Source organism: Viridibacillus sp. NPDC093762, from assembly GCF_050279675.1.
GTDB lineage: Bacteria > Bacillota > Bacilli > Bacillales_A > Planococcaceae > Viridibacillus.
Genome location: NZ_JBNNUK010000011.1, coordinates 69,060 through 95,995, shown reverse-complemented (window position 1 = coordinate 95,995; position 26,936 = coordinate 69,060). Strand labels below are relative to the sequence as shown.

General features: G+C 36.2%; 26 protein-coding genes and 1 pseudogene. 8 read left to right on the top strand and 19 right to left on the bottom strand.

Annotated elements, in window-relative coordinates; translation table 11 throughout:
• Window positions 1-106 precede the first annotated feature (106 nt).
• From ACQKM9_RS14435 to ACQKM9_RS14425, 3 genes are all read left to right on the top strand, one after another.
• A complete protein-coding gene (locus ACQKM9_RS14435; protein ID WP_427735034.1) occupies window positions 107-622 on the top strand; it encodes a nucleoside 2-deoxyribosyltransferase in 516 nt (171 codons plus the stop codon).
• A 94-nt stretch (window positions 623-716) separates the two neighbouring features.
• Window positions 717-1,172 (top strand): DinB family protein, encoded by a 456-nt coding sequence (locus ACQKM9_RS14430; RefSeq protein WP_427735033.1) that lies wholly within the window; start codon window positions 717-719, stop codon window positions 1,170-1,172.
• A 554-nt stretch (window positions 1,173-1,726) separates the two neighbouring features.
• Entirely contained in the window at window positions 1,727-3,055 is a 1,329-nt protein-coding gene (locus ACQKM9_RS14425) for a DUF2252 domain-containing protein (protein ID WP_427735032.1), read from the top strand.
• Window positions 3,056-3,602: 547 nt separating this feature from the next.
• Here the strand turns inward: ACQKM9_RS14425 and ACQKM9_RS14420 are convergent.
• The 6 genes from ACQKM9_RS14420 to ACQKM9_RS14395 form a co-directional block, all read right to left on the bottom strand.
• The gene (locus ACQKM9_RS14420; protein ID WP_427735031.1) at window positions 3,603-4,286 is read right to left on the bottom strand and encodes an ABC transporter ATP-binding protein; all 684 of its coding nucleotides are present in this window, start codon (window positions 4,284-4,286) and stop codon (window positions 3,603-3,605) included.
• A complete protein-coding gene (locus ACQKM9_RS14415; RefSeq protein WP_427735030.1) occupies window positions 4,283-5,098 on the bottom strand; it encodes an ABC transporter permease in 816 nt (271 codons plus the stop codon). The genes ACQKM9_RS14420 and ACQKM9_RS14415 overlap by 4 nt, the downstream gene beginning before the upstream one ends.
• A complete protein-coding gene (locus tag ACQKM9_RS14410; RefSeq protein ID WP_427735029.1) occupies window positions 5,095-5,550 on the bottom strand; it encodes a nitrous oxide reductase accessory protein NosL in 456 nt (151 codons plus the stop codon). The genes ACQKM9_RS14415 and ACQKM9_RS14410 overlap by 4 nt, the downstream gene beginning before the upstream one ends.
• Window positions 5,547-6,836 carry a right-handed parallel beta-helix repeat-containing protein gene (locus tag ACQKM9_RS14405; protein WP_427735028.1) on the bottom strand — a complete coding sequence of 430 codons (1,290 nt, stop codon included), beginning with the start codon at window positions 6,834-6,836 and terminating at the stop codon, window positions 5,547-5,549. The genes ACQKM9_RS14410 and ACQKM9_RS14405 overlap by 4 nt, the downstream gene beginning before the upstream one ends.
• 55 nt (window positions 6,837-6,891) lie before the next feature.
• Window positions 6,892-7,503, bottom strand: a complete 612-nt coding sequence (locus ACQKM9_RS14400; protein WP_427735027.1) for a nitrous oxide reductase accessory protein NosL — start codon at window positions 7,501-7,503, stop codon at window positions 6,892-6,894.
• Window positions 7,504-8,135: 632 nt separating this feature from the next.
• Window positions 8,136-8,318, bottom strand: coding sequence for a recombinase family protein (locus ACQKM9_RS14395; RefSeq protein WP_427735026.1), 183 nt, complete (start codon window positions 8,316-8,318; stop codon window positions 8,136-8,138).
• 474 nt (window positions 8,319-8,792) lie between these two features.
• Between ACQKM9_RS14395 and ACQKM9_RS14390 the strand changes: the two genes are divergently transcribed.
• Window positions 8,793-9,515 (top strand): hypothetical protein, encoded by a 723-nt coding sequence (locus ACQKM9_RS14390; protein ID WP_427735025.1) that lies wholly within the window; start codon window positions 8,793-8,795, stop codon window positions 9,513-9,515.
• Window positions 9,516-9,569: 54 nt separating this feature from the next.
• Here ACQKM9_RS14390 and ACQKM9_RS14385 read toward each other — a convergent pair whose 3' ends face one another.
• A complete protein-coding gene (locus ACQKM9_RS14385; RefSeq protein ID WP_427735024.1) occupies window positions 9,570-9,803 on the bottom strand; it encodes a hypothetical protein in 234 nt (77 codons plus the stop codon).
• 183 nt (window positions 9,804-9,986) lie between these two features.
• Window positions 9,987-10,145 carry a hypothetical protein gene (locus ACQKM9_RS14380; protein ID WP_427735022.1) on the bottom strand — a complete coding sequence of 53 codons (159 nt, stop codon included), beginning with the start codon at window positions 10,143-10,145 and terminating at the stop codon, window positions 9,987-9,989.
• A 265-nt stretch (window positions 10,146-10,410) separates the two neighbouring features.
• Between ACQKM9_RS14380 and ACQKM9_RS14375 the strand changes: the two genes are divergently transcribed.
• Window positions 10,411-11,181 carry a hypothetical protein gene (locus ACQKM9_RS14375; protein WP_427735021.1) on the top strand — a complete coding sequence of 257 codons (771 nt, stop codon included), beginning with the start codon at window positions 10,411-10,413 and terminating at the stop codon, window positions 11,179-11,181.
• A gap of 510 nt (window positions 11,182-11,691) precedes the next feature.
• Here the strand turns inward: ACQKM9_RS14375 and ACQKM9_RS14370 are convergent.
• Window positions 11,692-12,150, bottom strand: coding sequence for a hypothetical protein (locus tag ACQKM9_RS14370; protein WP_427735020.1), 459 nt, complete (start codon window positions 12,148-12,150; stop codon window positions 11,692-11,694).
• A gap of 604 nt (window positions 12,151-12,754) precedes the next feature.
• Entirely contained in the window at window positions 12,755-14,281 is a 1,527-nt protein-coding gene (locus ACQKM9_RS14365) for an MDR family MFS transporter (RefSeq protein WP_427735019.1), read from the bottom strand.
• A 190-nt stretch (window positions 14,282-14,471) separates the two neighbouring features.
• On the opposite strand from ACQKM9_RS14365, the pseudogene ACQKM9_RS14360 reads away from it, so the two are divergent.
• Window positions 14,472-14,887 (top strand): annotated as a pseudogene (locus ACQKM9_RS14360) (MarR family winged helix-turn-helix transcriptional regulator).
• A gap of 186 nt (window positions 14,888-15,073) precedes the next feature.
• Here ACQKM9_RS14360 and ACQKM9_RS14355 read toward each other — a convergent pair.
• Complete coding sequence (locus ACQKM9_RS14355; RefSeq protein WP_427735018.1) at window positions 15,074-15,406, bottom strand: hypothetical protein; 333 nt, start codon at window positions 15,404-15,406, stop codon at window positions 15,074-15,076.
• Between the two features lie 210 nt (window positions 15,407-15,616).
• On the opposite strand from ACQKM9_RS14355, the gene ACQKM9_RS14350 reads away from it, so the two are divergent.
• A complete protein-coding gene (locus tag ACQKM9_RS14350; protein ID WP_427735017.1) occupies window positions 15,617-16,522 on the top strand; it encodes an EamA family transporter in 906 nt (301 codons plus the stop codon).
• A gap of 169 nt (window positions 16,523-16,691) precedes the next feature.
• Here ACQKM9_RS14350 and ACQKM9_RS14345 read toward each other — a convergent pair whose 3' ends face one another.
• From ACQKM9_RS14345 to ACQKM9_RS14330, 4 genes are all read right to left on the bottom strand, one after another.
• Window positions 16,692-17,132, bottom strand: a complete 441-nt coding sequence (locus tag ACQKM9_RS14345; RefSeq protein WP_427735015.1) for a hypothetical protein — start codon at window positions 17,130-17,132, stop codon at window positions 16,692-16,694.
• Window positions 17,133-17,292: 160 nt separating this feature from the next.
• The gene (locus ACQKM9_RS14340; protein ID WP_427735014.1) at window positions 17,293-17,748 is read right to left on the bottom strand and encodes a hypothetical protein; all 456 of its coding nucleotides are present in this window, start codon (window positions 17,746-17,748) and stop codon (window positions 17,293-17,295) included.
• Window positions 17,749-17,892: 144 nt separating this feature from the next.
• Entirely contained in the window at window positions 17,893-19,251 is a 1,359-nt protein-coding gene (locus tag ACQKM9_RS14335) for an aspartate aminotransferase family protein (protein WP_427735013.1), read from the bottom strand.
• A gap of 20 nt (window positions 19,252-19,271) precedes the next feature.
• Window positions 19,272-20,738 carry a CoA-acylating methylmalonate-semialdehyde dehydrogenase gene (locus ACQKM9_RS14330; RefSeq protein ID WP_427735012.1) on the bottom strand — a complete coding sequence of 489 codons (1,467 nt, stop codon included), beginning with the start codon at window positions 20,736-20,738 and terminating at the stop codon, window positions 19,272-19,274.
• 147 nt (window positions 20,739-20,885) lie between these two features.
• On the opposite strand from ACQKM9_RS14330, the gene ACQKM9_RS14325 reads away from it, so the two are divergent.
• On the top strand, window positions 20,886-22,541 hold the full coding sequence (locus ACQKM9_RS14325) for a PucR family transcriptional regulator ligand-binding domain-containing protein (RefSeq protein ID WP_427735011.1): 1,656 nt from the start codon (window positions 20,886-20,888) through the stop codon (window positions 22,539-22,541).
• A gap of 29 nt (window positions 22,542-22,570) precedes the next feature.
• Here ACQKM9_RS14325 and ACQKM9_RS14320 read toward each other — a convergent pair whose 3' ends face one another.
• The 4 genes from ACQKM9_RS14320 to ACQKM9_RS14305 are packed head-to-tail and all read right to left on the bottom strand — an operon-like array spanning window position 22,571 to window position 26,924.
• Complete coding sequence (locus tag ACQKM9_RS14320) at window positions 22,571-23,395, bottom strand: ABC transporter permease (RefSeq protein WP_340707253.1); 825 nt, start codon at window positions 23,393-23,395, stop codon at window positions 22,571-22,573.
• Between the two features lie 10 nt (window positions 23,396-23,405).
• A complete protein-coding gene (locus ACQKM9_RS14315) occupies window positions 23,406-24,347 on the bottom strand; it encodes an ABC transporter permease (protein WP_427735010.1) in 942 nt (313 codons plus the stop codon).
• A gap of 15 nt (window positions 24,348-24,362) precedes the next feature.
• A complete protein-coding gene (locus ACQKM9_RS14310) occupies window positions 24,363-25,901 on the bottom strand; it encodes an ABC transporter substrate-binding protein (RefSeq protein ID WP_427735009.1) in 1,539 nt (512 codons plus the stop codon).
• 33 nt (window positions 25,902-25,934) lie between these two features.
• The gene (locus ACQKM9_RS14305) at window positions 25,935-26,924 is read right to left on the bottom strand and encodes a P1 family peptidase (RefSeq protein ID WP_427735008.1); all 990 of its coding nucleotides are present in this window, start codon (window positions 26,922-26,924) and stop codon (window positions 25,935-25,937) included.
• Between the last annotated feature and the right edge of the window lie 12 nt (window positions 26,925-26,936).

The following is a 26,936-nucleotide window of genomic DNA, read 5'->3' as shown; positions in this document are numbered from 1 at the left end:
ACAATATAAAACTAATTGCAGTACGTATATTCATATAAACAATATGTATCTCTCCTTCAAATGGTTATACTATATAAGAATGAAATGATTTACGGGAGGAATTACTTTGACTACAAAAGGTTATTTAGCAAATGGATTATTTGGATTAGGCGACCGCTTAGTAAATGATATGGTCGCAAAAGCAGTACGTGAGGCAGTGCCAGGTGTGGATTTATATGTACCTCAAGAAAATATGGCGATCAATGACAAGTCATCTTATGCCAATAGTTTAGCAATTGCAGGTGCTGATATTGAGGCTCTAAAAGCAAGTGATTTCTTAATCGCTATCATTGATGGTGTTGAAATTGACTCAGGTGTTGCTGCTGAAATTGGTGCATTTTCGATGCTAGACCGCCCTATTTTCGCACTATACTCTGATACACGCCAACAAGGGAGAGATAATACAAAGAAAATCGATGCTTTAATCGCAGATGGAACTGAAAACCAGTTCGCCTACCGTAACCTGTTTGTCATTGGTTTAATCAAACAAAACGGCATGATTTCTTCTTCAATTGAAGATTTGATCGAAGGAATGCGAGAAAGAAACATAGCAATGAAAGAAGCTCAATTAGTTAACAAGTAGTTGGTATGAATCCTGTCACAAGAATAAAAAATTAATCTTTTGCTGGAATATCCATCATTCTATTGAATATACATAGAAAGATTCATTACGGAGGATGATAGAGGTGAAAAATGTGATAGATGGTATCAATTATTGGATTTATTACGTTCCTAAAGAAATCAAACGTATGTCTGAAATAGATGTGTCTAAAAGATCCTCGCCAACTAAATGGTCAAAAAAAGAAATATTAGGACACCTTTGTGATTCTGCTATTATGAACATTGAACGATTCATTAAAATTCAATACGAAAAGCAGCCCTATGTACTTCCCACATACAATCAAGATGAATGGGTAGCTAAGCAAAATTATCAAGATACTCCTATCGAGGAGATTTTGACTTTATTTTACGTTTTAAATAAACAAATCATCGCCATTATCAATAATATTCCTGATGAAAAACGCTCTTACTTATGTGACATTGGAAATAAGGAACTTAAAACATTAGATTGGCTTATTCAAGATTATTACGATCATATGGAACATCATCTTAAGAAACAAATTTTTAAATAATACGAATACACATTAAAAAGGTGCTTCAAAAGCCAAATCTCTGGCTCTTGAAGCACCTTTTATGTTAAAAGATAGCTCGTGCTTTTCTATTTACAATCCTTGAATCAAAAATCGTTTCAAAACTTCCCTGTCAAGGACGTTTTAGTCATTTATTTACGCTATCAAGTGTTAATACAATGCATACTGTTTATCATCTCGTACAACTCTTCTTCACCAATAATCATTATATTTAGACTTTCCGCTTTAGCTAGTTTGCTCCCAGCTGCTTCTCCAACTACCAAGTAATTTGTGTTTTAAGAAATAGCTTTAGCTACACTTGAAAAACCCTAGCAAATAAAAGAGCACGCTCTTACTACTATCTATGTCTCATTTTATTAGGAAATCTGTTGAATTAATGATTGGTCATTGTTTCTTATCGGATTGACAGCGGTTGATACTGCAATAGCTTCTATATAATAAACCATAACTACTCAATGGATAGATTAATAGCATGGAAGTTATAAATAAAGTAAACTATTAATAAAGTAAAATTTAGACAATTAGGGAGAGAGAAAATGATGGTGAACCTTGGAGAACGTGTCGAGCAAACGAAACGTGATTTACGAATGGAGACTCTAAAGAAAATATTAGTAGAATTTGATCAAAAAATTATGGGGCATACAGAAGAAAATCGCCAGTCAAAGTACGAGAAAATGGAACAAAGTCCGTTTATTTTTTTCCGTGGTAGTGCTTATTTATTTTATTATGATGTAACAAATCATTGGTTTCCATATCATACGTTAGAGAGCAGGCCTACATGGATTCAAGGGGATTTGCATTTTGAGAATTTTGGTGCATTTCACAATGAAGAAGGGAAGCTAGTATTTGATATTAATGATTTTGATGAAGGTTACTTAGGTTCTTATTTATATGATTTATTGCGTATGTCTGTAAGTGTCGTGCTTGTTTGTCGTCAATTAGGTTATGAAGTAAACAAGCAGATTGACGTGGTAGAAGCATACCTGCAAACGTATCATAAACAAATGTCGCGATTTCAGGCTCGCAAAGATTTACCAAATGCTTTTTTTGTGACAAAGAAGAAAGCCAACGGAGCAATTCACAAGTTATTGAAAAAGCTAGAAAAAAGAAATGAGTCACATTTATTAGGTAAGGTTACTTCCAATTTGCAATCAGAGCGACAGTTTGTGGAATCAGATGAGATTCAACGATTAAGCGCTGAGGAGAGAGCAGAGATTGAAAAAGTTTGGCCTCAGTATCTAGAAACCGTTGAAAAGATGAATGATGAAACGAAGTACCGTATTAAAGATATTGCGATTAAGCATGGATCAGGAACAGCCTCCATCGGATTAGATCGTTTTTATATTTTAATAGAAGGTGGACAACAACAAGAGGATTTAGATGATGTAATCTTAGAGATGAAAGAGGTTAGGGTACCAATTCCTGCTTATTTTATGCCGTATAATAAAGAGTTTTGGGGAACTTTTCCACACCAAGGGCAACGCGTGATTATGACACAACGAGCAATGCATCATCAAGCAGATCCTCATTTAGGAAATTTGACGATGGATAACCGTGACTTTTACGTACGCGAACGTTCGCCGTACAAAAAGAAATTAAAACTAGAAATGTTGAAAAGTCATAAGGACATGATAGAAACGGTTGAACAAATGGGAAGAATAACAGCAAAAGTCCACGCTCGGGCAGATGCGGATATTAATGAAGGTATCCTACCTTATCATAGTGAAGACGAGATATTAAAAGCGATTGGTGATGATGTTGACGGATTTGTACATTACCTTTCAAACTGGGCCATTTCATACGCGAACCAAGTGGAGCAGGATTATAAATTCTTTATGGAGTATAAGAAAGAGTTGAAGAAATAATTGGGTTAATCACCAAAAGTAGTGGTGACAAAATTAACAAGCTAATGGTTAAATAATACCATAACAATTAAAGATTTAATGTCCTCTTCAACTACCCTGCCCCTTTAGTTGAAGAAGTTAAATTTAAATACTGTTTTCCGCTTTTTTAGTAAAAGGCTTCGTTAAAAAATTTTGTTGATTTTACTTCTAATTTATAAACGTATCCGAAAAAATGAACTGCTCCCTGTCAGGTAGACAGTGGAAATAAAAAAAATCGTTAAACGGCTTGATTCCTGAATTCTAAAGGACTTAAGCCGTTTAAACGTTTTTGATATCAATTGTTATTATAGAAATAGATATTCTCATTAATTGCTTGTTGTAACTCTTCTAATGTCTCTTTGAGTGAATTTTTTAAAATAAAGGATTCTCATTAACCTATAATCAAAAATGCTTGAAATTTCAACTTCTATACCACTTTCTTTTAATGTTATTGAAAACATTCTTCTTGTTTTGACCAAATATTGATGGTCTTCCACTCTGTAGTGGGTTTAGATTCTGTTGTTTTATGTTATTTGGCAAGCCCAATTCGCTGCATAAATAGCTCCTCTAAATGTTCACAAGATGTTTCTGACAGAACATCTTGAATAGCTCCATTCATAAGCACTCTTCCATTATGTAAGAGAAGTATATCATCAGCTAGCTCCTCTGCGAATGACAATAAATGCGTTGAAAAGAGGACTGTTTTGCCTTGTTCTTTTTGTTCTTGTAAAATTTGTTTTAGCTCAGCAATCCACAGTATATCCAAACCATTTGTCGGTTCATCCATAATAAGTAACTGTTCTTTACCTAACAAGCATTGTGCCAAATTCAAACGCTGGCGCATCCCTTTTGAAAATTGACTCACTCTTTGCTTACGAAAATCCCACAGTCCTACTCGTTTCAACACTTTTTCACGCTCTTTTGCTGGCTCCTTTTTCAAACTGCCGAGTAATTGTAAAATTTCCTCTGCTGTGAGTGCTGGAGGAAAATTCACATCATCTGGCATATAACGAATAGAAGGCATACTGGCCCAATTAAGTTCTCCACCATTTGGCTGTTCTTCACCAATGAGTAATCGGATTATCGTACTTTTTCCTGCACCATTTCCACCAGCTAACGCAATAATACGTCCTTCATTTAAGGTAAAAGAAGCATCAAACAAGCCTTGATGCTCGGAATATTTTTTCACTAAAAACTTACCTTCTACAATCATACTTGGTCCCCCTTTTTACGCAATAAAAACCCAGCAAATAATAAAGGCAATACAATCCAACCAATCGTTACGAGGATATATACAACAAGGCCTGCTAGCGAGCTATAAAATTCAGTGAATTCATAAAAAGAAGGACCAAGAACTGAGTGTTGTCCAGAAAAGATGAAATAGCCAAAACGAACCCATTCGGCTGGATTTAAATGAATCATGACAATTGTTAACTTTTGCAAAGTATGGCCAGCTACTAATGTACCCACTGCCATTAACGCATAAGACAACAGGAGCAATGCAAATGCCCAAGCTAGAAGTGACAACGCTAACGCATGAAGACGACTTTTGGCCACCACCCCGCAAACAATCGCTAACGCTGAAAAAATTAGGATTGTTACGCTGGATAAGCCAACGAAAACAAGTGACAAATGAACTTGACCTGCTAAACTACTCATGACTAGTACAATACTAAAAGCCAATAGTAAAATAAGCATGAAGGATAAGAGTAGTGCCACATACTTCCCAAGAATATAATTCTTTATTGTCATAGGATATGTTTTTAATAATGAGAACCAGCCTGATTCCAAATCATTCGCTATCCCCATACTTCCGATTGTTAAGATGAAAAGAGGCAATAGGAATAGGAGTAAATTTAAGAAGCTAGCTGTTTGTCTGTTGAAACCATTTATCTCAGGTAAAGCAATTTGCTGTATTATCGATATCGCTGCGAAGACAAACACAAATAATACAGCCACTAGTTGCATCCAGCGACTTCGGAGCATTTGCTTCCATTCAAGTCGTATGAAAAGTCCGTTAATCAATGATGGACACCCCATTTAAATGCATCTAAATCAGAGTAGCTCATCAATTGCCCTGTGCCTTCTTTATCGATATATTGTTGTGCTGAATCTTTAGATTCAAAGGCAATGACGCCATATGACATCGGTGTCCAAATATCTTTGTCATACACGTATGAAGCTGTTTTAACATCGACCCAATTCTTTTCGCCCTCATCTTTAATAAAGGCTTTACCAATATCGCCTTTGTTCAGATTCTTCATATATTCAATTAAACAACCTAGATCATCAAACATTTCATAGTCCCCATTCGATAAGGCAATTTGTCCAGCATATTCTTCATGCACAATACTCATATTGCACACCTTACAGACATCCGTTTCACTGACGATTCCACGCGGTTTATAGTCTTTATTACTACAAGCTTGTAATAATAAGACTGCAGCGAATAAGACAACTAACCATCTTTTCTTCATACACTTGCTTCCTTTCTCCATAACCATAATCCGAGCACTAGTCCTGCAAGACCGGTAACTACTTGCCACAGTTGTATATTCCCTGCAGTTGTCGCTTTTTGAGCACTATGCATCATCGGTTCTTTATCTACTAAAAGCTCAGTTTCTATTGCATTCGTTTGGCGATCCATTTTATTTAATAGCACTACACTTGGTGATTCGATGAAATATTGATAACTGGGCTTGCGCACCATCCATTGCCCAAAGCTTTGCAATGCCACATAAGGACTATCACCAATACCATTGTCATCAATATCTATGCCATCATAATCATCGTAGTAATTATGAGAAATGCTACTACTGGTTCCATCGGATCGCAAATTAACAATATTACCCACAAAGTCATTTGCATATACGGTGTTCTCCTTGTTAGAACGAAGGAGTTCAATTGCGGTTTGATTCATCTGGAATGTATTATACTCCACCGTTGAAGTCGTTAGTTTTTGTGTAGAGAGGGCTGTTCTATTATTCTGGAAATGGTTAGAAAGAACGTCGATATTTTTTGCTTCAAACAGCACCATTCCAGAACCATTCAAGCCATTTTGCTCTGTCACATGATTGTTTTGTAACTGCGTATCTTCCGTCATCATGAGCATAATACCCGTCACATTTTGATTGAAATCGTTCTGTTCGGCAATTGCATCTTCAGTATACATAAAGTGGATGCCATAACGACTATTTTTAATAGCGTTATCGGTTAGTTTGATTGCCTGAGCCTTTTCAATATAAAAACCATCCTGTACGTCTTGCACTTTGTTATTTGAAATAGTTAAATCGTTACTGTTAAACACATCCAGACCATTTCCTTTTTTTGAATAATGCCCATTAATTCCTTTAATTTTTAAATTATTTACTACCACATGTTTAGAATTATAAATTTGAACACCGCTCCAAACATTTCGAAGCTGTACATTGTTTAAATTTACTTGCGAAGTATTTTTCACGACAATGCCTACATGGGCATCGGTAATATGAATATTTTCTAACGTTACATTTTGCACATTTTCAATCTTCAATAACGGTTCTTTTCCACTACCTTCTAGCATGGTATGTTTGGAACCCCTTAATGTAATTGGTTTTGTAATAGTAATCTGTCCTGTATAAACACCATCCTCAAGTTCTAGCACACTACCGGCTGGTGTCCCATCGATTTGTTCCTGTAAAGATAGCTGATCTGCTTTAGCAGGCATTGCGAAAATGAGCCATAACAAAACAAAATGGTATAGTATTGTCAACAGATGTTTCATCTTTCCACCTCCAAACAAAAAGGCTAGAGTCTCCTCCAGCCCTTTATTCATACGGTTAGTGACCATCCTTTGATTTCATGTCCATATTCATCGATTCACTAGAATGGCGATCTTTCATTTTCTTGTAACGATCATTTGAAACTTTATCAACGTCTGATAGCGCTACTACTTTTGAGTTATCATTTCCTGCGATAAAGATATCCGCACTTTCTTGATCTTTGAAATAGGCGTAACCATAATTCATTGGTGTTTTAATATCCGCTTTCACAATAACGGCATCCTCTAGTTTTAACCAATCTTTTGAATCATTATCACGTACAAACTTTTCTAACTCTAATTCATCTTTACGTTCCTGATTTAGCATACAGCCCACATCATCAAAGAACACGACTGATCCATCTTCTTTAATGCCTTGTGCTGAAAATGCTCCCATTTCATGATCCATTTCATATACTTTCATGTTGCAGAATTCACATACCGTATCTTTTGTTGGTTCATGCAAATGATCTTTTACTGCATTGGTAGTAGTTTCAGAATCCACAGTGCTTTGTTCTGTTGATTTACTTTCTGATGTGGTACTTTTACCTGTTGTTTTATTGTCTTCTTGACCGCATGCACTAAGTAGGGCTGCCGCAATAACAACCGTTAAGGCTAATTGTTTTTTCATTTTTTATTCTCTCCCTCCAATTAGTGCTAATTTTACAAGACAAATGTGAAATAAGATGAAAATAAATATGTATAAAATGGGAATATTTATTTAAATGGCAACATCAATAATTTTTCAAGAAAATGTCTATGCCAATGCAAGCTTAGTAGGAGGTTATTACCAATAATATAATTAAATTTTTAACCATAGCATTTTAAAAATATATTTGTTAGCTGTAGAAGTGATTCAGTTTTTAGCTTGAAAAGCTTTAAATTAATTATATTCAGAGCACGAAGTCTGAGTTGAGGACAACAAATTGGTGCAAAAATGACTGCCTTATTCTCTGACATAGCTTGTAATAAACTATCAGGAATAAGAACAGCCATCTACATTTCCATGAATCCTGTATTTGAAGTGTCCAATATTGTAGGAGTAAGCGGATAAAAAGAACCAGACCCACCCTATGAGGTAGGGGTATGATAGTGGTTGGATCAAGGCTATTAAAAATCTTAGTCAATATAAATCATCTTCCTAAAAAATATTCCTTTTAAAGGATAACTTCCCATTACAATTTATGTACATAACAAAAAAAGGATATAAACATGTAGTTTATACCACCTAATCACCGAAAGTTACACTCACAACAGTGCTATCTAAAGTAATAAACCTTCCATTATTTTGTTGATTTCATCATCAGTGATTCCACTATCCTTCAGCTTCACAAAGTTGTTCTCGTATCTCTTCATTGCCCAAGTGGCTAATGCATCTAGTTGCCTTGCTATTTCCTGTTGCTCTGTTGATACACGAGCATAGGCAATAACTTGTATGTTATTCATAATAGTCCTCCAATTACATTTAACGTTACATTTACTCTATCATCACACTCAATTGATGTAAGCCTTTTATGTAATTTTAAATGTAATGTTTTTTTGTAACTTCAAAAGCCCACCAAATCAAGCTCCGTCATTCTGAATAATTCGTTACATCAAACGGTCGTTAAATGTAATATATTTATCCGTACATCTCATTATCGCTATTACTATCGTCAAACTCCAATAATCAAGTATAATAATCAAATTAGTTTCTCCTGCTCTGTCTAGGTCAGTGCTGCAATCAACAATTTAAGATTTCGCTATCCGTCAGACAAAAAGAAAGACCGTTTCAATTTATGCGAAGCAGTCAAACGCACTCGCACCGTCTACTGTAACAGTATTTTACATTTTTTTACATAAATGTATTGAACCATGCTACAATACCAAAGTACCGATAAATTCAATTTTTGGTATGAATATACCCTTGGAGGTTTTATTATGAAAACTTGCTTTATAGTGTGTCCAATTGGAGCAGATGATTCTCCACAAAGAAAACGTTCGGATAAAGTTCTGAAACATATTATTGAGCCTATCTGTGAAAGTTTAGACTTTAATGTTGTTCGTGTTGATAAACTTAATACGGTTGATAAGATTGATAATACTATCGTCCAACACTTAGAAAACTCTGACTTAGTTATCGCAGATATGACAGACCACAACCCTAATGCATTTTACGAAATCGGTTATCGTCATGCTCTAAACAAACCTTTAATTTTGATTAAAGATGAATCAACACAAATCCCTTTTGATTTAGCAAGCCTAAGAACAATCTCTTACCTGTTAACTGATTTAGACAAAGTTGACGCTGCAAAAGAACGTTTGAAAGAAACTATTGAATCCTTTAACATTCAAGAGGAAACTGAAGATTCTACAAATACTAATACTCCAAGAACTGAAGCTCAAAGTGCAATTCCTTTCCTTTTGAATATTCAAGATTCTATAGAGGAACTTAAAGAATTAATTAATGTTCGAAATAACGAAGCCTTTGAACAAACTGTAGATTTGGTAGTGGGACAAATTCAAAAAAACACTTCTAGTAAACCCGAAGATAAAGCTATGGAAATGTTTTTAGCGAAGGCTATTGAGAACCCTGACCAAATGGATAAATTCATGAAATTAGCCGATAAATATTCAGGCAAAAAACCTATTGGTAGACGTTAAGTTACCGAGCGTTTGTATAAAGTACCGTATGTTGAATAGGCAATATCAAATCTATCAAACTAACTGTTGTGAGCCTGTATCAATGCTCACAGGCTCGCTAAATGCTTCTAAGAGCTTGCTACGATTGTTGTTATAAGCTAACTCAAAGTTGAAACGGTTCAGCTTGGCTGCATCCTTGATTTCAGCTAAGAGCTTGTTCTTGTCCTTACGCTTCTTATACTCCCGATTTTTCTTCAATAGGTGGTAATTTAAGTCAAGAAGTAGAGTTTGGGGCGACTTCAATTCCATTACTGTTATCTTTGCTATCTGCAATATTAGCCTATTTTCTCTCTCAAATGAAATTTAGAATCTCAAAAAATCAAACAAGCTAACGAAGACATTAGTTGAAGAAAAAACAGGACTTGCGTGTATGATTGTATATCATATATGCAAGTCCTTTTGTTCTACTGTACCCTATAGTTACCTATAACATTAGGCTTTGACACGAGCCAATGAATCGACCTGTGCGAGCCAAATAGGAGCAATTGTAACAATCTCATCATCAGTCTCAATAGCAACACCATTGAACACTTCAAACAGCCCCTCACAATGTTCCATGTACATATCAGCTAAAAGCTTTCTATGCTCCATAACAGTTGCTTTGAGTTCTTTCTTCTCCCTATCAGCCTTCTTACCATCACGCTTACATGTAGATTCTAATGCCTTATAGCCTAATTCTTCTGTAACTTTCTAAGTAATCATCTTAGGTACTCATCGTATCGCAATTGGAAACAAACCCATATAAACAAGTTACACCACAAAAAGTCAATACTTACAAAATTTATAAATACATTGTAATATAAGGGCTGTAATTACTTTTTACTCAATTTAACAAACCAATTTGGAGGAACAAATTATGAGATTAAGCCTTATTCTACTCTTATCAATATTTTTAGTAGCTTGTAATAATAATGATGTAGGGAAAACGACTGATAATCCAACTAATGCTGAAGCCACTAGCAAGAATGATTTCCCAACAAGTAAAGAAGTATATGACTATGCTCAAAGTGAGTTTGATAGTCTGACAAACTTCGGTGATGACTATAGTCCTGAAGAACACGATGAATTAGTAATACAGAAAACTGCCGACTATTTTGACATTGATTATGAAACAGCTAATCAACTCTACATGGAAGAAGCTACAGGAATAAAAGATGGAACAAAATTCAAATCTACTATTGAACATTCATCAGAAATGACTATGGATTTATTTAAGTTACTACAGCCAAATATGACTTATGAAGAAGTTACAGCTTTAACAAATTTAGAGGGTACTCTTGACCTTACTATGTCTTCTACATCTGAAGGAATAGAATCCTACAAATATGATGGAGTAGGATATTCTAGTCTTTCATTAATGTTCTTTGATGGTAAGCTAGCGAGTACAAGCCAAGCAGGTTTAGTAGGCACCCCTGCTCTTTCACTAGAAGGTTATGAACAACTTGTTAAAGGTATGCCTCTATCAGAAGTTCTCACACTATTAGGAGAAGGAGAATATACAGGTTTTATGGACTCTCCAAATAACGGTTTATTGACAAGTTATACATACAAACTAAATAGTCACTATATACAATTTGCATTTTATGATGGATATTTATTTGAAGTTCCAACGCTCCCTACTAACTGATTCAAAAGGACTTGTACTATATGCAAGTCCTTTTGTTATGCCCCCAGACTTGCTCCTGTACCCTCACTGACAGCTCAGTAGCTTCATTTAGACTACCTAAGTAAATGATTCCTCTGCTTCAATATCAACCTCACACTCTCGTTAAACTCTTCTAACAGGTTGCTAAGATTTTTGTTGTAAGCTAACTCTTAGTTAAATCTGTTGAGCCTTGCTACATGCTCTATCTCAGCTAAGAAGTGTTTAAATCTCATTCTCAGCAAACATGATAACCATTAGCAATACTTTCTCTTTGGTAATCTCAAATGTTCGTTGTTCCTCAGTAGCGTTCTCAAATCCATAGCGCTTAGCATACTTAGTAAGCTGTTTAGAAATGGCATTATTTTACTTCGTGTTCAATGTTGGTATTGCTCTCCCCATAGTGTTCTCTAAGCTTGTCATTACATTGGATTAGCACTAGGCATAAATCCATTAATTGGTCATCTATTGGTAACTTTAACACCTGATGATTTTTTATATTGCTCCATCTAGCACAAGCACTTTGTTTCCCCAATTAATATGTGACTCTCTTAGCTGCCCCAACGTGTTAATGCGAATCCCTGTCTTGTACATCGTTAAAATTGCAGTTACATCTCTCAGACCAATGAATGTACTTTTATCAATTAATGACACTAAGATTGCAATGTCATTTGGCTTTGCTCCTTTTTTAACCTTCTTATCTACCTTCACATTGATTGCTTGCCAAAAGTTCAAGCTAAGCCAACCATTGGTGAAACACTTGCCTAAGAACGATTTCAGAACCTTTAGGCGTGTTAGCTTTGTTTGATTCACCACCTGCATACTATCAAGCCATGAGTAAACTGTGTCTACAGTGATTTCTTCCAAATAGGTAACCCCTGCACTCTTTGAGAAGTTCATCAGCACTGTATCATAATCCTTGATGGTACGCGTTCTATAGCCACTAACCTCCATTTGACATATAATATTCTCACCGCTTCTGTAAAGAGCTTGTAGCGAACGCTAGTTACCTCCTCCCCTTTAATAGAAGCGGTAAGCTCTATAGTTGTCAGTGTGAAATCCGCATCAAACAATCCTGTCTTTTTGGTCATAAAAAGATCCTCCATTTCATCTGAATTGGAAGATAGTTGTCTGTCTATATAAATACGTAATTTAAGGGTAAAAAAAAGGGATTCTGCATCAATGACCGAATCCCTCATCTGTCTCAAACCCTGTCATATCAAGGATTGAACTGTGTTTAATTGACGTCCCAGGAGGGATTCAAACCCCCGCCCCCTTCCCTGTTTGATAAGTTGGTACTTCGGCTACTTGCTTAGGCGTACGATCAACTACAAGTTTTCCGCCATGACTTTACTGTTCCAGACAATCCTGTTAGAACAACTAGCTTGTATTTTGCAATCGAAAGGGACACATTCTTTCGATTGTTTTCCCAAGCACCTATAAATATGGTACCTTTCATATATATCCTCTCCATACTACAACCTCTCGGTAATTACAGAGACAATTTTATGCATTCGGAGGACTACATTCCAAAATGTCAATTGCACTATTTCTTGGATTAAATTTTTGTCTCATCTTGGTTATCTGTAACAATTACTCTTGAATTCCCCATCATGAAAACGAAAACCACTGCTATGACAATTGGAATGAGTGCAAGTAGAAAAACGTGCGTAACTGAGTTGGACATTGCATTAACAATGACATCAAGAATCTCAGCAGGAATTTTCTCACGTACACTTGGTTCAAAAATCTGTCTTATATCTCCAATATTAAACATTGCCGAATTGGCGCTTTCACCCAAACTTTTGAATCCTTCAGCTAGTTTATTAGTAAATACATTATTTTGGATCGTACCAAAAATAGTAATTCCCATCGTCATTCCTAGCGTGCGAAGGAATGAATTAGTTGAATTCGCAGTTCCACGATAACGAGCATCTAGATTATGCTGAGAAGCCGTCGGTAACAATGAGAATGAGAAGCCCATACCAAAACCTACAAGAATCATATACATCGTAAGAAGAATTCGAGCTGTATCTGGTGTTAGTGTACTAAGTAGGAACATACCTGCAAAATACGAAATAACAGAAATAATCATTAAGTTACGGTAGCTTATTTTCGTTAAGAAAATACCACCAAATGCACTTCCTGCAACGGAACCCAACATCATAGGCATGAGGATAAGGCCAGCATTAGTTGCTGATGCGCCATATACAGCCTGAACATAAATAGGAATATATACTGTCAAAATAATAAAGGTACCACCATATAAGAATGCCAAAATTTGCGAAGAAGCAAATAGACGACGCTTAAATAAGAAGAATGGAAGTATTGGTTCTTCTGCTTTTAACTCCACGAAAAAGAACACAATAAAGAAAATAGCAAAACTAACAAACAATGAAATAATCGGTGCTGAGTTCCAATCATACTGTTTACCGCCCAGTTCTAGTGCAAACATAAGGCTGATGACCGCAAGCACAAGCGTTGCCGCTCCCCACCAATCGATCTTTTGCTTCGTATGTACTGGAGATTCCTTATAATTCTTCATAATTAATAAAAATGAAACGATACCGATTGGCAAGTTAATATAAAATACCCATTCCCAACCAATATTATCTGTTATATATGCACCTAAAAGCGGTCCAACAACACTAGCAATACCGAATACCGCGCCCAACAGACCCGTCATTTTCCCTCGTTTTTGTGGTGGGAATATGTCAAATACAATTGTAAATGCGATTGGCATTAATGCGCCGGCACCAATTCCTTGAATAGCTCTATAAATACTAAGTTGCTCAATCGTTTGAGCAAAGCCACAAAGTGCTGAACCAATTACGAATACCGTTAATCCAAAGATAAAAAATTTCTTTCTGCCATACATATCGGATAATTTCCCGAAAATCGGCATACCTGCCATTGTTGTAACCATATAAGCGGATGTAACCCAAACAAACTTATCCATCCCACCTAGTTGAGAAACGATAGTTCCCATAGCTGTAGCAACAATTGTATTGTCAATTGCCGACATAAAAATCGCTAGTAATAAGCCCGTTACAACTAGCTTTATGTTACTTTTTGAAGCTTCCATTTATAAACCCCTTTGCAAATTAATAATGATTTCGATAGAATGAACTTGTATAATATCACACTTATCAAATATCTCGATAATCTAATATCTCAACCACCAAGATATTTTCTTATATTAAAAAGAGGTTAATCCTTTGTCAAGTCATCAAGATGATCAAACTCTAGACCCTCAAGAACATTTCACTTCTCTAATGCGCGGTCTAGGAACACGTACGATATTACATCAGCAAAATGTTGCTGCCTCTTTAGGGGTATACAATAATGATTTTATTTCATTAGATATCCTACTTGAAACAGGTCCAATTACTGCTGGCGAGCTATCTAAAAAAACTGGGCTCGCTACGGGTAGCATACCTTCCTTAGTAGACCGACTTGAAAAAATCGGTTATGTTCGGAGGCAAAATGATCCCAATGACCGTCGCAGAGTCATTATTGTCCCTGAGTACGAACCGCTTCATAAAGCAATGCTTAATCTAGCTTCCTCTATACACCGGAAGAGCTTGCTCTCATTTCACAATTTATAGGAAACGCGAGCACAGTATTAGAAGAGCAGATTCAACATCTCAGCTCCACTACACGTAGCAAATTTTCTAAAACAACACGCTAAAAAAGAAAAGGACAGTTTCCTAATAGTCAATCGGCTTAGGAATACCGTCCTTTTTCACTTTTTTGTTAATCATAAGGGAAAGGAATCCAAAGGTACATACTTGATTCATTCAATCCATTGAAATATTATTTTCCATTTGAGAAATCATCTACAACTTTACAAACCTTTCGTTAAGACCGATCTAGTTTATCCTTCCAATAAGGCTTTATAATAAATTAATTCGCCACCTACTTCAGCAATCAGCATGAAGGTATCGTCATCCCCTACCGCAAATATCTTAGTTCCTTTAGCTAATTTACTTGCATAGAAATCTTTAAACATAGAACCAGTAGTTTTGCGTTTTTTAATTTCACCTAAAAGTTCGCCCTTCACAGCTTCAAACTCAACCATTTCTGTTTTTGAATAAATAATATCTTGATATTGCAAAATATCTATATCTGGATGCTCTTTCAATAGCTCTTTTGCGGTCGGATTATGTGTACCTGTTGAACAGCCTACTAATACAGAAAAAATGCCCATCAAAAAGATACAATATTTTATAGGAACCATCATGTAACCACACTCTCAGTTTATTCTACATTACTATTTATCTCCACATTACTAGAGTATATTTTGACTACAAGAGCAGTATATGAACCGGTATTTTTCCCAAAGATCATCCATATATATTTGTATTGGAAATTAATATTACAAACCAGTCCAATTAATCCCGTTTAAAGGAGCACTCTTATGTGGTTTTTCTTTGCTTTACTAACTGCCTTAGCTTGGGGTGGTGCAGATTTATTTTATAAAAAAGGTTCAGACAGCAAGGATAAATACAGTCATTTAAAAATTGTCGTCATGGTTGGTCTTGTGATGGGTATCCATGCAACTGGCTATATGCTGTATGAAGGTTTAACTTTCCGTCCTTCAGACATGCTAAAATATTTACCCGTTTCTTCTCTTTATATTTTATCTATGACAATCGGTTATATTGGGTTACGTTACTTAGAATTATCAATCGCCTCTCCTGTACAAAATTCATCTGGTGCTATTACAGCTGTGCTTGTCTTCATTTTCTTCCCACAGCCAGTTGATACATTACATATAATTGGAATAATCATTATTTCACTTGGCGTCATTGGTATCGCAGTAGTTGAAAAACAAATCGAAAATGCAACATTACGATTAAACAATACGGAAATCGACAAAAAATACCAACTTGGATTTATGGCGATTATGTTCCCTATTGCCTATGCTTTAATTGATGGCGCTGGTACATTTGCTGACGCGATCTATTTGGATGAGCTGAAATTAATGACTGAAGATGCCGCACTACTTGCTTATGAGTATACATTTTTTATCTGTGCAGTTATCACTTATATTTATTTAAAAGTAATTAAAAAAGAAACATTTACTTTTTTCAAAGAACGGGACAAAATGTGTGCAGCAATTTTAGAGACAATCGGTCAATTTTTTTATGTATTTGCCATGTCATCATATGCGATTATAGCTGCTCCAATGATCGCATCTTATAGTATCTTCTCTATCATTCTTTCACGTATTTTCTTAAAAGAGAAACTATCGCTAAAACAATATATCGTTATTACGGTTGTAATGTTGGGGATTGTTTTATTAGGAATTGCGGATGCTTAAACTAACCAGCGATTTCATTAGTAGTAGTAAACCTAATTGATTATCTGACAGAAAAGAGGTTTTCCAAAAAGGAGTCGATAAAAAAATCAAGAATGCAATTAAATCAACATTCTTGATTTCAAAATGGGGAGTCAATGAGTCGAAATTCGACTTATTAGACTGTCCTTTTTTAATTACTTTGATCAAAATTTTCATATTGGTCAGAAAAGGTTTGCATCTTATCTTTTTCAAATACATCTAATAACTTGTTGTACTCCTCATCTTCGATTACATAATAGAGCGGTACTCTCGCTACATAATCCGAATATAAAATGCGCTCATTTTCCTCATCTAACCACATATTATAATTCACTACAATTAGATTCTGCGTTCTATCCTTAAATTGAATATATTGATATGGTAAACGATTCACTTCTTCATCACTTAATTTTAAATTTGTACCATTATTGAAAATCTCCATTAATTCATTATACTTCGGTTCAGTTTCAATCGATTTTTTTACAACTACATCGCCTTCCTCCGTGATATTGCCTAACTCAATCACATTATTTGATTTCATACAACCTGTTAGAACGAACATAATACAACTCAACATTAAAAGTTTCTTCATCACACTATCCCCTTTTAAAGGTATGAAAAGTTTTTCCGTAGTTGTATTATGTTTCCCAATTCCATAGAAAATATTACGTCTTACAAAACTTCATTTGACTATATTTACAAAACGACTGAAGTAACAATATAGAATTTTCTATTCCAGCTTTATAGTAGCTCTAATCTTCATAAGTAGCTCCAATCTCTTTCCGAGTAGCGATAATCCCCCTCCCAGTAGCGACAATCCATCCTCGAGTAGCGATAATCTTTATGAGTAGCGCCAATCTCACTCTGAGTAGCGATAATTTCCTTCCGAGTAGCGACAATTCTTCTCTGAGTAGTGCTAATCTTCCTGAGTAGCGACAATCCCTCTCCCAGTAGCGCCAATCCTTCCCCCAGTAGCGCCAATCCTTCCCCCAGTAGCGATAATCCTTCCCCCAGTAGCGATAATCCTTCCCCCAGTAGCGCCAATCCTTCCCCCAGTAGCGCCAATCCTTCCCCCAGTAGCGCCAATCCTTCCCCCAGTAGCGATAATCTTTCTGAATAGCGCCAATCTCACTCTGAGTAGCGATAATTTCCTTCCGAGTAGCGACAATTCTTCTCTGAGTAGTGCTAATCTTCCTGAGTAGCGACAATCCCTCTCCCAGTAGCGCCAATCCTTCCCCCAGTAGCGATAATCCCCCTCCCAGTAGCACCAATCCCCAAAAATCACACTCCTCACCTGTCAAACCACAAAAAAACCACTCCAAATCAGAGGAGTGGCTTTCATTGTTTATATTTTATTCATTCTCTTTAAAAACTTTTTTAAGAACAGCTATCATAAACTCGAAATCCTCATCAGTGCAAGATAGGGGTGGGCTAATCGTTAAGATGTTATTATAGCCAGCTACTGTATCTCCGTTTTTACCAATGATTAAGCCGTTTGCCTTACAATCAGTGACAATTTTCAATACACGGTCGTTAGAAGCTGGTTCCATCGTTATTTTATCTTCTACCATTTCAATTCCTAGTAGGAATCCAAGGCCACGAATATCTCCAACATAGGGATGGTTACTTAATTCTTTCAGCTCTTTTTGAAGCCTATCACCAAGTTCTGCGGAGCGATCGAATAAGTTTTCTCTCTCCATAATTTCGATATTTTTTAACGCTACTGCACATGCAGCTGGATTTCCTCCAAATGTATTGAGGTGACGTAGATGGCTATTTTCTTCACCCGTGTTGAATTTTTCATAAATTTCTTTTCGAACGGCTGTCACTGAAAGTGGTAAATAGGCGCTAGTCAGTCCCTTTGCCATTGTAATAATATCTGGTTTTAAATTAAAATGCTGATGTCCAAACGCTTTACCTGTTCTTCCAAATCCACAGATCACCTCATCTATAATGAGGAGTACTCCATGTTTGTGACAAATTTCTTGAACCTTCTCGAGATAGACAGGACTAGGGATTAAAATACCACCACCTGTAATAAGCGGCTCCATAATAATTCCTGCAATTGTCTCTTTTTGCTCCCAAATAATTTTATCTTCAAGTTCTTGAGCACGTTGGAGATTGTATTCTTTAATCGATTGCCCTTTTGGTCGGCGATAATTATCTGGTGGTGCTACATGTAAAAAACCGTGTGAAAGTGGTTCATATTTATATTTTCTTATTGCTTGGCCTGTAGCTGACAATGCCCCCATTGAACTGCCGTGATACGCTCGATAACGAGAGATAAATTTAAAGCGAGCCCCTTCACCGTTTTGCTGGTGATATTGACGAGCAATTTTAAATGCTACCTCATTTGCATCTGAACCACTGTTCGAGTAAAAGAACATATAATCTCCACCAAGCATGTCATTTAACTTGGCTGCGAGCTCGATTGCTGGTTCATGGCTTTGCGTCATCGGTACATAGGCTAATTTTTTCATTTGATCATAAGCCACTTGTGCCAATTCTTCACGACCATACCCTACATTTACAGCCCATAAGCCGGACATACCATCGAGATATTTATTGCCATTGTGGTCGATGATCCATGCGCCTTCACCTCTATCGACGATCATAGGCTGACTTTTTTCATTGTAAGCTGAGATATGGTGCCAGACATTTTGAAGATCTTTTTCAACTAAAGATTGAGTTGGTTGTTTTACAGTTTCCATGCTTTCGCTTCCCTTCTATATTAGAATTCATGACGAGCTGTTAGCATCTTTTTACGTGTGTAAAACTCAATTCCATCACGACCATTCGCATGTAGGTCTCCATAAAATGATTTTTTGTAACCTGAGAATGGGAAAAATGCCATCGGAGCTGGAACACCGAGGTTGACACCTAACATTCCTGCATCGATTTCTTCTCTAAACTGACGAATAGCTTTTGCACTATCAGTGAAAATACATGCTCCATTTGCGAAGTCAGATTTGTTTGCAAATGAGATTGCATCCTCTAATGTATCTAATCGGACAATTGATAAAACAGGAGCGAAGATTTCTTCCTTCCAGATTTTCATTTCTTGGGTTACATGATCGAAAATAGTTGGACCAACAAAATAACCACCATCAGAAGGTTGATCATTGCGACCATCTCGTAATAGTGTTGCACCTTCTTCAATGCCAGATTCAATATATTGGATTGTACGATCTTTATGCGAATCTCTAATGACCGGTCCGAGGAAAATCCCTTCTTTCAATCCATCCCCTATTGTTAGCTTATTTGATTCTTCTATTAATCTTGTTACTAGCTCATCTGCAATGTCACCTACTGCAACAACAACGGCACAAGCCATACATCTTTCCCCAGCTGATCCAAATGCTGCATTAATAATGTTCGTTACTGTTAAGTTCATATCTGCATCTGGCAAAACAATTGTATGATTTTTAGCTCCAGCAAGTGCTTGAACTCGCTTACCATTTGATGTACCAGTTTTATAGACATATTCTGCAACCGGTTGTGATCCAACAAATGATACAGCTGGAATATCAGGATGACTAAGAATGCCATTCACTATATCATGAGCACCGTGGACAAGATTAAATACACCTGCTGGAAGACCTGCTTCATGTAACAATTCTGCAAGGAAATTAGCTAGAAGCGGTGTTCTTTCAGAAGGTTTCAAGATGAATGTATTGCCACTCGCAATTGCTAACGGGAACATCCAGCATGGTACCATCATAGGGAAATTAAACGGCGTAATCCCCCCCACTACTCCTAGAGGATAGCGATACATACCAGATTCAATACTTGTTGCAATATCAGGTAGCTGATAGCCCATCATAAGTGTAGGAGCACCTGCTGCAAATTCTACGCACTCAATTCCTCGTTGTACTTCGCCATATGCTTCGGTATAGTTTTTACCATTTTCAACAGTAATAATTTTCGCTAGTTCATCCCAGTTCTCTATTAATAATTGCTGATATTTAAATAAGATTCTAGCACGCTGAGGAACAGCAACTTTTTTCCATGAAGTAAAAGCCTGTTTTGCAGCATCAACTGCTTTTTCCAAATCTTGTTGAGTTGAAATTGGAACTTCCGCTAATATTTCTCCAGTTGCAGGATTTGGCACTTCAATGTAGTTTTCTGTAGACGATTTTACCCATTGTCCATTAATAAAATTTGAAAGCGTTTTCTTTTCAGTGATTACCTTATTCATATACGTCCTCCTATTCTACTTTTCTTTAAAGTTGACGTTATTAACAATTAACCTCATAATTTATTTTACAGATTATTTAGAATAGTTACACTTTACATAAAGTACACTCATGTTAGATTTTTTTTAACTTATTGGGGGGCTATTGGAATGATTGAATTTGTTTTAACCATACAAGACATATTAGATAGAAAATCATTTAAATCAGCAAAAGTTATAGCAGGTTCAAAAGGCATAAATAATCAAGTGAAGTGGTCTCATATTTTAGAAATAAAGGAATTTGAAACACTTATTAATGGTGGAGAATTAATATTAACAACTGGTGTAGGTCTTCAACTCGACCTCACAACTCAACTCAGGTATTTAGAAAATTTAATAGAAAAAAACGCCGCTGGTATGTGTATTGAAATTGGTCCTTATTTTAAAGAGATTCCTAATGAGCTTATAAAATTAGCAGATGAACATGATTTTCCTCTGATCATCTTTGAAGAGGTTGTACGTTTTGTCGACATTACTCAAGATTTACATACGTTAATTATTAACCAACATCACCAATGGCTTTCCCAACTTGATACGCTGTCCACGAAATTTATCGATCTTTCATTAAGCCCTAACGGAATCTTGAAAATTCTTCAAGAATTGAATCATTACTTCCGACAGGGAGTTTTGTTTATAACGGATCATTCAAAATCATATTATTACCCATCTGAGATAAAAGAGTTAGAAACTTCTATTCGTACTTTTATTGAAAAATCACCTTCTGATATGACAGTACAAAAAAACTTTACTCTTTCCAATGAAACATTTGCCCTTATGCCGGTTAAAGGACTGGGACAAGTTTGGGGGCATCTCTGCTTACAAGTGCAACAACCGATGTCAAATGAGTTCTTTTTTCTTATTTTAGATCGAGCAGCCCTTGCCATTGCACAAATCCTTTTACGCAATCGAACAATTCAAGAACGAAAACAAAACATGGAAGATGAACTTGTACAAAACCTTATAAAAGGCAGAGACTATGAACAAGATGACATCCAAACTTATTTACCAGCTGCAAGTCGCAATATGTACTTTAGAATTTTTGTTATGCAGTTAGATTCTGCAGAGATCAATATTATTGAAGAAGACTGGGAAGAGATGAAGTTGCAACGCTCAATGTTAGTTCGCTCCATTTTCAAGAGGCATGGATTTTTTCCAGCTGTTTCTTCTAAAAGGACTGAAATAGCAGTCATTGCATCGTTCATAGCAGCAGATCATTTGAAAGAGAAAACGGATAGATTTGATCAAATCATACAAAGTATCAAGGATATGAAAGATACTAGTACATTTTGCGGGAATGAATGTAAATTTGGCTTGAGTAGAGTATATAAGGATATAGCTCAAGTAAAAGAAGGTTATGTAGAGGCAAAGAAAGTCATTACATTGGAAAAACATGACATTGTTAACACTTATTTCTACAATGATCTTGGTATCAATAGACTGCTACTATTGTTAATTGAGAGTAAACAACTTGAAAACTACGTTCACGATTATTTAGACGTTATCTTAAACTATGATCAAAAGTATGAAAGTGATTTATTTACAACACTTTGCATTTATTTAGAATGTAACGGGGTTAAGAATGAAACCGCAGATCGTCTCTTTATCGTAAGGCAAACGTTATATAATAGATTAGAAAAACTAGAAACACTTCTTGGTTCAAATTTTATGGAACCCTCCAACCGTCTTGCACTTGAGGTTGCTATTAAAGCCTATCAGTTATTGCTTAAACAAAATAATAACGAAGGAAAACCGGTTTTTCTCGTATAGAGAAAACCGGTTTTATTATTTTTGCTAGATTAGTTGGACCTTGGATCTAAAATATCTCGGATTGCATTACTTAACATATAAAATCCTAATACCATGAATGTAATGGCAATGCCAGGTGCATATGTGTACCATGGTGCACTTTTAAGAAAAGCTTGAGAGTCTTTTAACATTCTGCCCCAACTAGGATCTGGCGGTTTAACCCCTAATCCCAAATAACTTAGTGCAGCTTCAGCCAGCATTGCTACACCAAAGCTAACAGATGCTGCTACTATCAAAGGTGACGAAACATTGGGTAATATATGACGGAACATGATTTTGAATGGTTTTACCCCGATTAACTTTGCTGATAAAACATACTCGTATTCTTTGTGTTGTACAAAACCACTACGAGCAATTCGTGCAATGCTAGGAATGGCGATTAATCCAAGCGCAATCGATGTATTGACAATCCCTGAGCCAAACACAGCTACTAGCATTAGTGCTAGAATAATGCCTGGAAAAGCCATTAAAGCATCCATGATTCTCATGAAAACCTCATCTACCCAACCACCAACATAGCCAGCTATCCCACCTATAAGTGTTCCAAAGACAACACCTATAGTTACTGTTAATGTGCCTACAAAAAAGGCTGTTTGAGTACCTTTCATAATGCGACTGAAGATATCTCTGCCGAATTCATCGGTCCCAAACCAATTCTCACTATTTGGTCCCTTTAACTTATTGGCGACATTCATCGCAGTCACATCATGGGGCGTATAGAAAAAACTCACGATCATTAAAAGTAAAAAAGATATCAAAATGAGGAGGCCTATTATTAAATTAATATTTTTAGCATTACCCATTAATGTTTTCATATGGACCTCCTTAATTTAATCGTATTCTTGGGTCTAAGACAGAATATAAAATATCTACAAAGAAATTGATAAATACTACTACAAATGTGATGTACATTACTATGCCTTGTACTAACGGAAAATCACGATAGCCAATTGAAGTAATTAATAATTGGCCAATTCCAGGAAGAGCAAAAACCTGTTCTACAATAATTGTTCCTGCTACAACTTCAGCTGTTATTAATCCGAATATCGTTAAAATTGGAATCATGGAATTTCTTAAAACATGTTTATACATTACAAACTTTTCTGTAATTCCCTTACTGCGAATTGTACGGACATAATCCAATCTTAACTGTTCCAATATCGCATTCCTTACGTAGCGAAATTTTACAGCGATTTGAGGAATGGCGATTGTCAGTGCAGGTAATAATATGGCACCTAAAGCACCTGTTATACTTTCAGTCCACGGAACATATCCACTGATTGAGAAGAAACTAAAATTCATTCCTAGGTATAAGATTAATAACATCCCCAACCAGAAAGAAGGGATAGCCATCCCTACCTGAGTAATGGAAGAAAATACAACATCACTCATTTTATTTTGTCTTTTAGCAACAAAAATACCTAAAGGGATAGCTACAATTATTACAATGAGCAGTGTAATCGCAGCTAATGAAATCGTGACTGGTAAGCGATCCATGAGCAATTCTTTTACTGGCATAGAAAATCGTATCGATTCACCTAAATCACCTGTAACTAAACCTTTTGCCCACTCAAAGTATTGAACATAAAGCGGTTGGTCCAAGCCGAGTTCTTTTCTCAGTGTCTCTACTTGCACTTCATCTGCCTCTGTTCCTAACATTGTACGAATCGGATCACCCGGTAAAATTTGAAAAACTGCAAAAGTGATAAAAGATACAATTGCCATTGTCACAACAAATAATATAATTCTTCGGATGATATAAGCCATGTCTATTCTTCCCCTCTATTCAGTAAATCTCACTTCTGACATGTCGTGGAACCAGAATGGATAACTTTTTAGTCCTTCAATTTTTTTATTTGCAGCCCATAGCACTTGATAGTCAGCAATATATACTGCAGTAGATTGTTCACTTAAAATTTCTTGAGCACGTTTATACATCTCAATTTGTTTTTTCTGATCCGTTTCTTTTAATACATCTGCCATGACTTTATCAAACTCTTTATTGTTAAATCGGAAGAAGTTTTCTTTGTCATTTGTAGAAATATAATCATTTAAAATTTCATATGCTGACGGTTTTCCCGTTAAATCAATCGTAGTCATTTCATAATCTCTACCAAAGTAAACACGCTCTAGCCAAATTCCCCACTCTACAACTTCGATTTCAACATCGATGCCTATTTCTTTTAAGTTCTCTGCAGCAATTTGAGCGATATTTGAGTACATATCATTATGTGAAGATACTGTGATTTTCGTTTTAAAACCTTTTGGATACCCTGCTTCAGACAATAACTTTTTAGCTTTGTTAATGTCACGTGCATAGACATCTTGTAATCCATCAAGATAGTAATCTCCCATTGCTGGACTCATATTAGAACCAAGACGAGTAGCGTATCCAGAATATACAGAATCAATAACATCCTGTTTATTAATAGCAATATTGATAGCTTGACGAACTTTTAAATCATTAAATGGCTTTTTTTCTTCATTAAACGTAATGACTAAGGCTGAGTTGTTATTTTGGTGACTGATGTTAAAATCATTTTCAACCTCAGATAATCGGTGTCCACGAACTCCTGTTAAATCTACTTCTTTAGCTATCAAACTCATTACTGCAGAGTTATCATCTGATTGGAATGCGAATGTTACCTTATCTAGATAAGGTATGTTCTCTTGCCAGTAATCTGAATTTTTTTCTAAAACTAAATTAGATCCCGGTGTATACTTAACAAATTTAAATGGGCCAGTTCCAATTGGATTTTCATTTTGTTTACCATCATTATCTTTAGGTACGATTGCAGATTGTAAAGCCGTTAAAGAATAAAGGAAATTAGAATTTGGCTCTTTAAGCTTAATAACAACTGTAGACTCATCAGGAGCATTTACAGATTCTACATTGCCAAAGTTACCTGAAAGAGGCTTGCCATTTTTTGTCCCCATTAGGTGCTCAAATGTATAGAGGATATCATCTACTTTTAAGACGCTACCGTTATGGAATTTCACGTTTTGTCGGATTTTGAATGTATAAGTCAAACCATCTTTTGATAATTCATAGCTTTCAGCAATTGCTGGTTTTAATGATCCGTCCGTTTCTGGAGCAAATAACCCTTCGAACATATTTAGAATCATTTGAAATGAAATAGATGCCGTCGCTAAATGCGGGTCAAGAAAATCGGGATCATCATTTACCCTTACTTTAATTTCTTGTGTTTTCCCGTTACCTGAACTACCCTCTCCGCTTTCTTTTCCACCCGAACAAGCACTGATTAAAAACATACAGACAACAATCATTGCGACAATCATTAGCCTCTTTGTACTCTTCATGTTCAAATAGCCCCCTCTTTGAATAAAGATATTTTATGTCGGCATTTCCAAATTCTTTTTGCTGTTGTAGCTTTGATAGCTTGGTGCTCCTTCAACTTCGTTTGCAGATTTAATAGCAATGATTATAGCTTCTTCCATCGCTTTTGCTGCCATATTACCAACGAAATCTAAAGGATAAGACTTTCCTCCAGTAGCTAGTACAAAAACCGTATCCCCATCCAGCATAGTATGTACTGGGAAAATGGTTCTTGCTAAGGCATTTTGAGTAATTTGGGCAACCTTCTTTGCTTCCGCTTTTGTTAATTTTGCATTGACTGCTACTAACCCAATTGTTGTATTAGATCCGGGCAGAGCATTGCCTGATAAATTTTCTTCTATAAACTTTAGGCTATCTATTATAAGCCCAGTATTAGCATCGATTGGACCTGCTAGTATTTCTCTTGTCAGTGGATCCCTGACATCTCCAACTGCATTAACAGCGACAAGTGCACCTACAACGAAACCATTTTCTAATTCAATTGAAGTACTACCTAAACCACCTTTCATGCAATGTTCCGGTCCTGTAATCTTCCCTACTGTAGCACCACAACCAGCTCCCACATTTCCAAAAGAGAAAGTTCCCTTCTTGGCTTGCGAGGCCGCTTCGTAGCCCATTTGCTTATCGGGGCGAATATTGGGACTACCTATTTGTAAATCAAAAAGGACTGCACCCGGAACAATTGGAACTTTAGCGACACCGACATCAAGCCCAATCCCTTGTTCTTCAAGGTATTGCATAACGCCTGAAGCTGCATCTAAACCATATGCACTTCCCCCCGATAAGCAAATACCATGTACTTCTTCAATTCTATTAATGGGATCAAGCAAATCCGTTTCTCTAGTACCTGGAGCTGAGCCTCGCACGTCTACCCCACAAACAGCCCCACCTTGTGCAAGGATAACCGTGCAACCTGTTAACGCTTCTACATTTTCTACGTTACCAACCTTTATACCTGGTACATCTGTAATATTGCCAAAGCTCATGAACACGCCTCC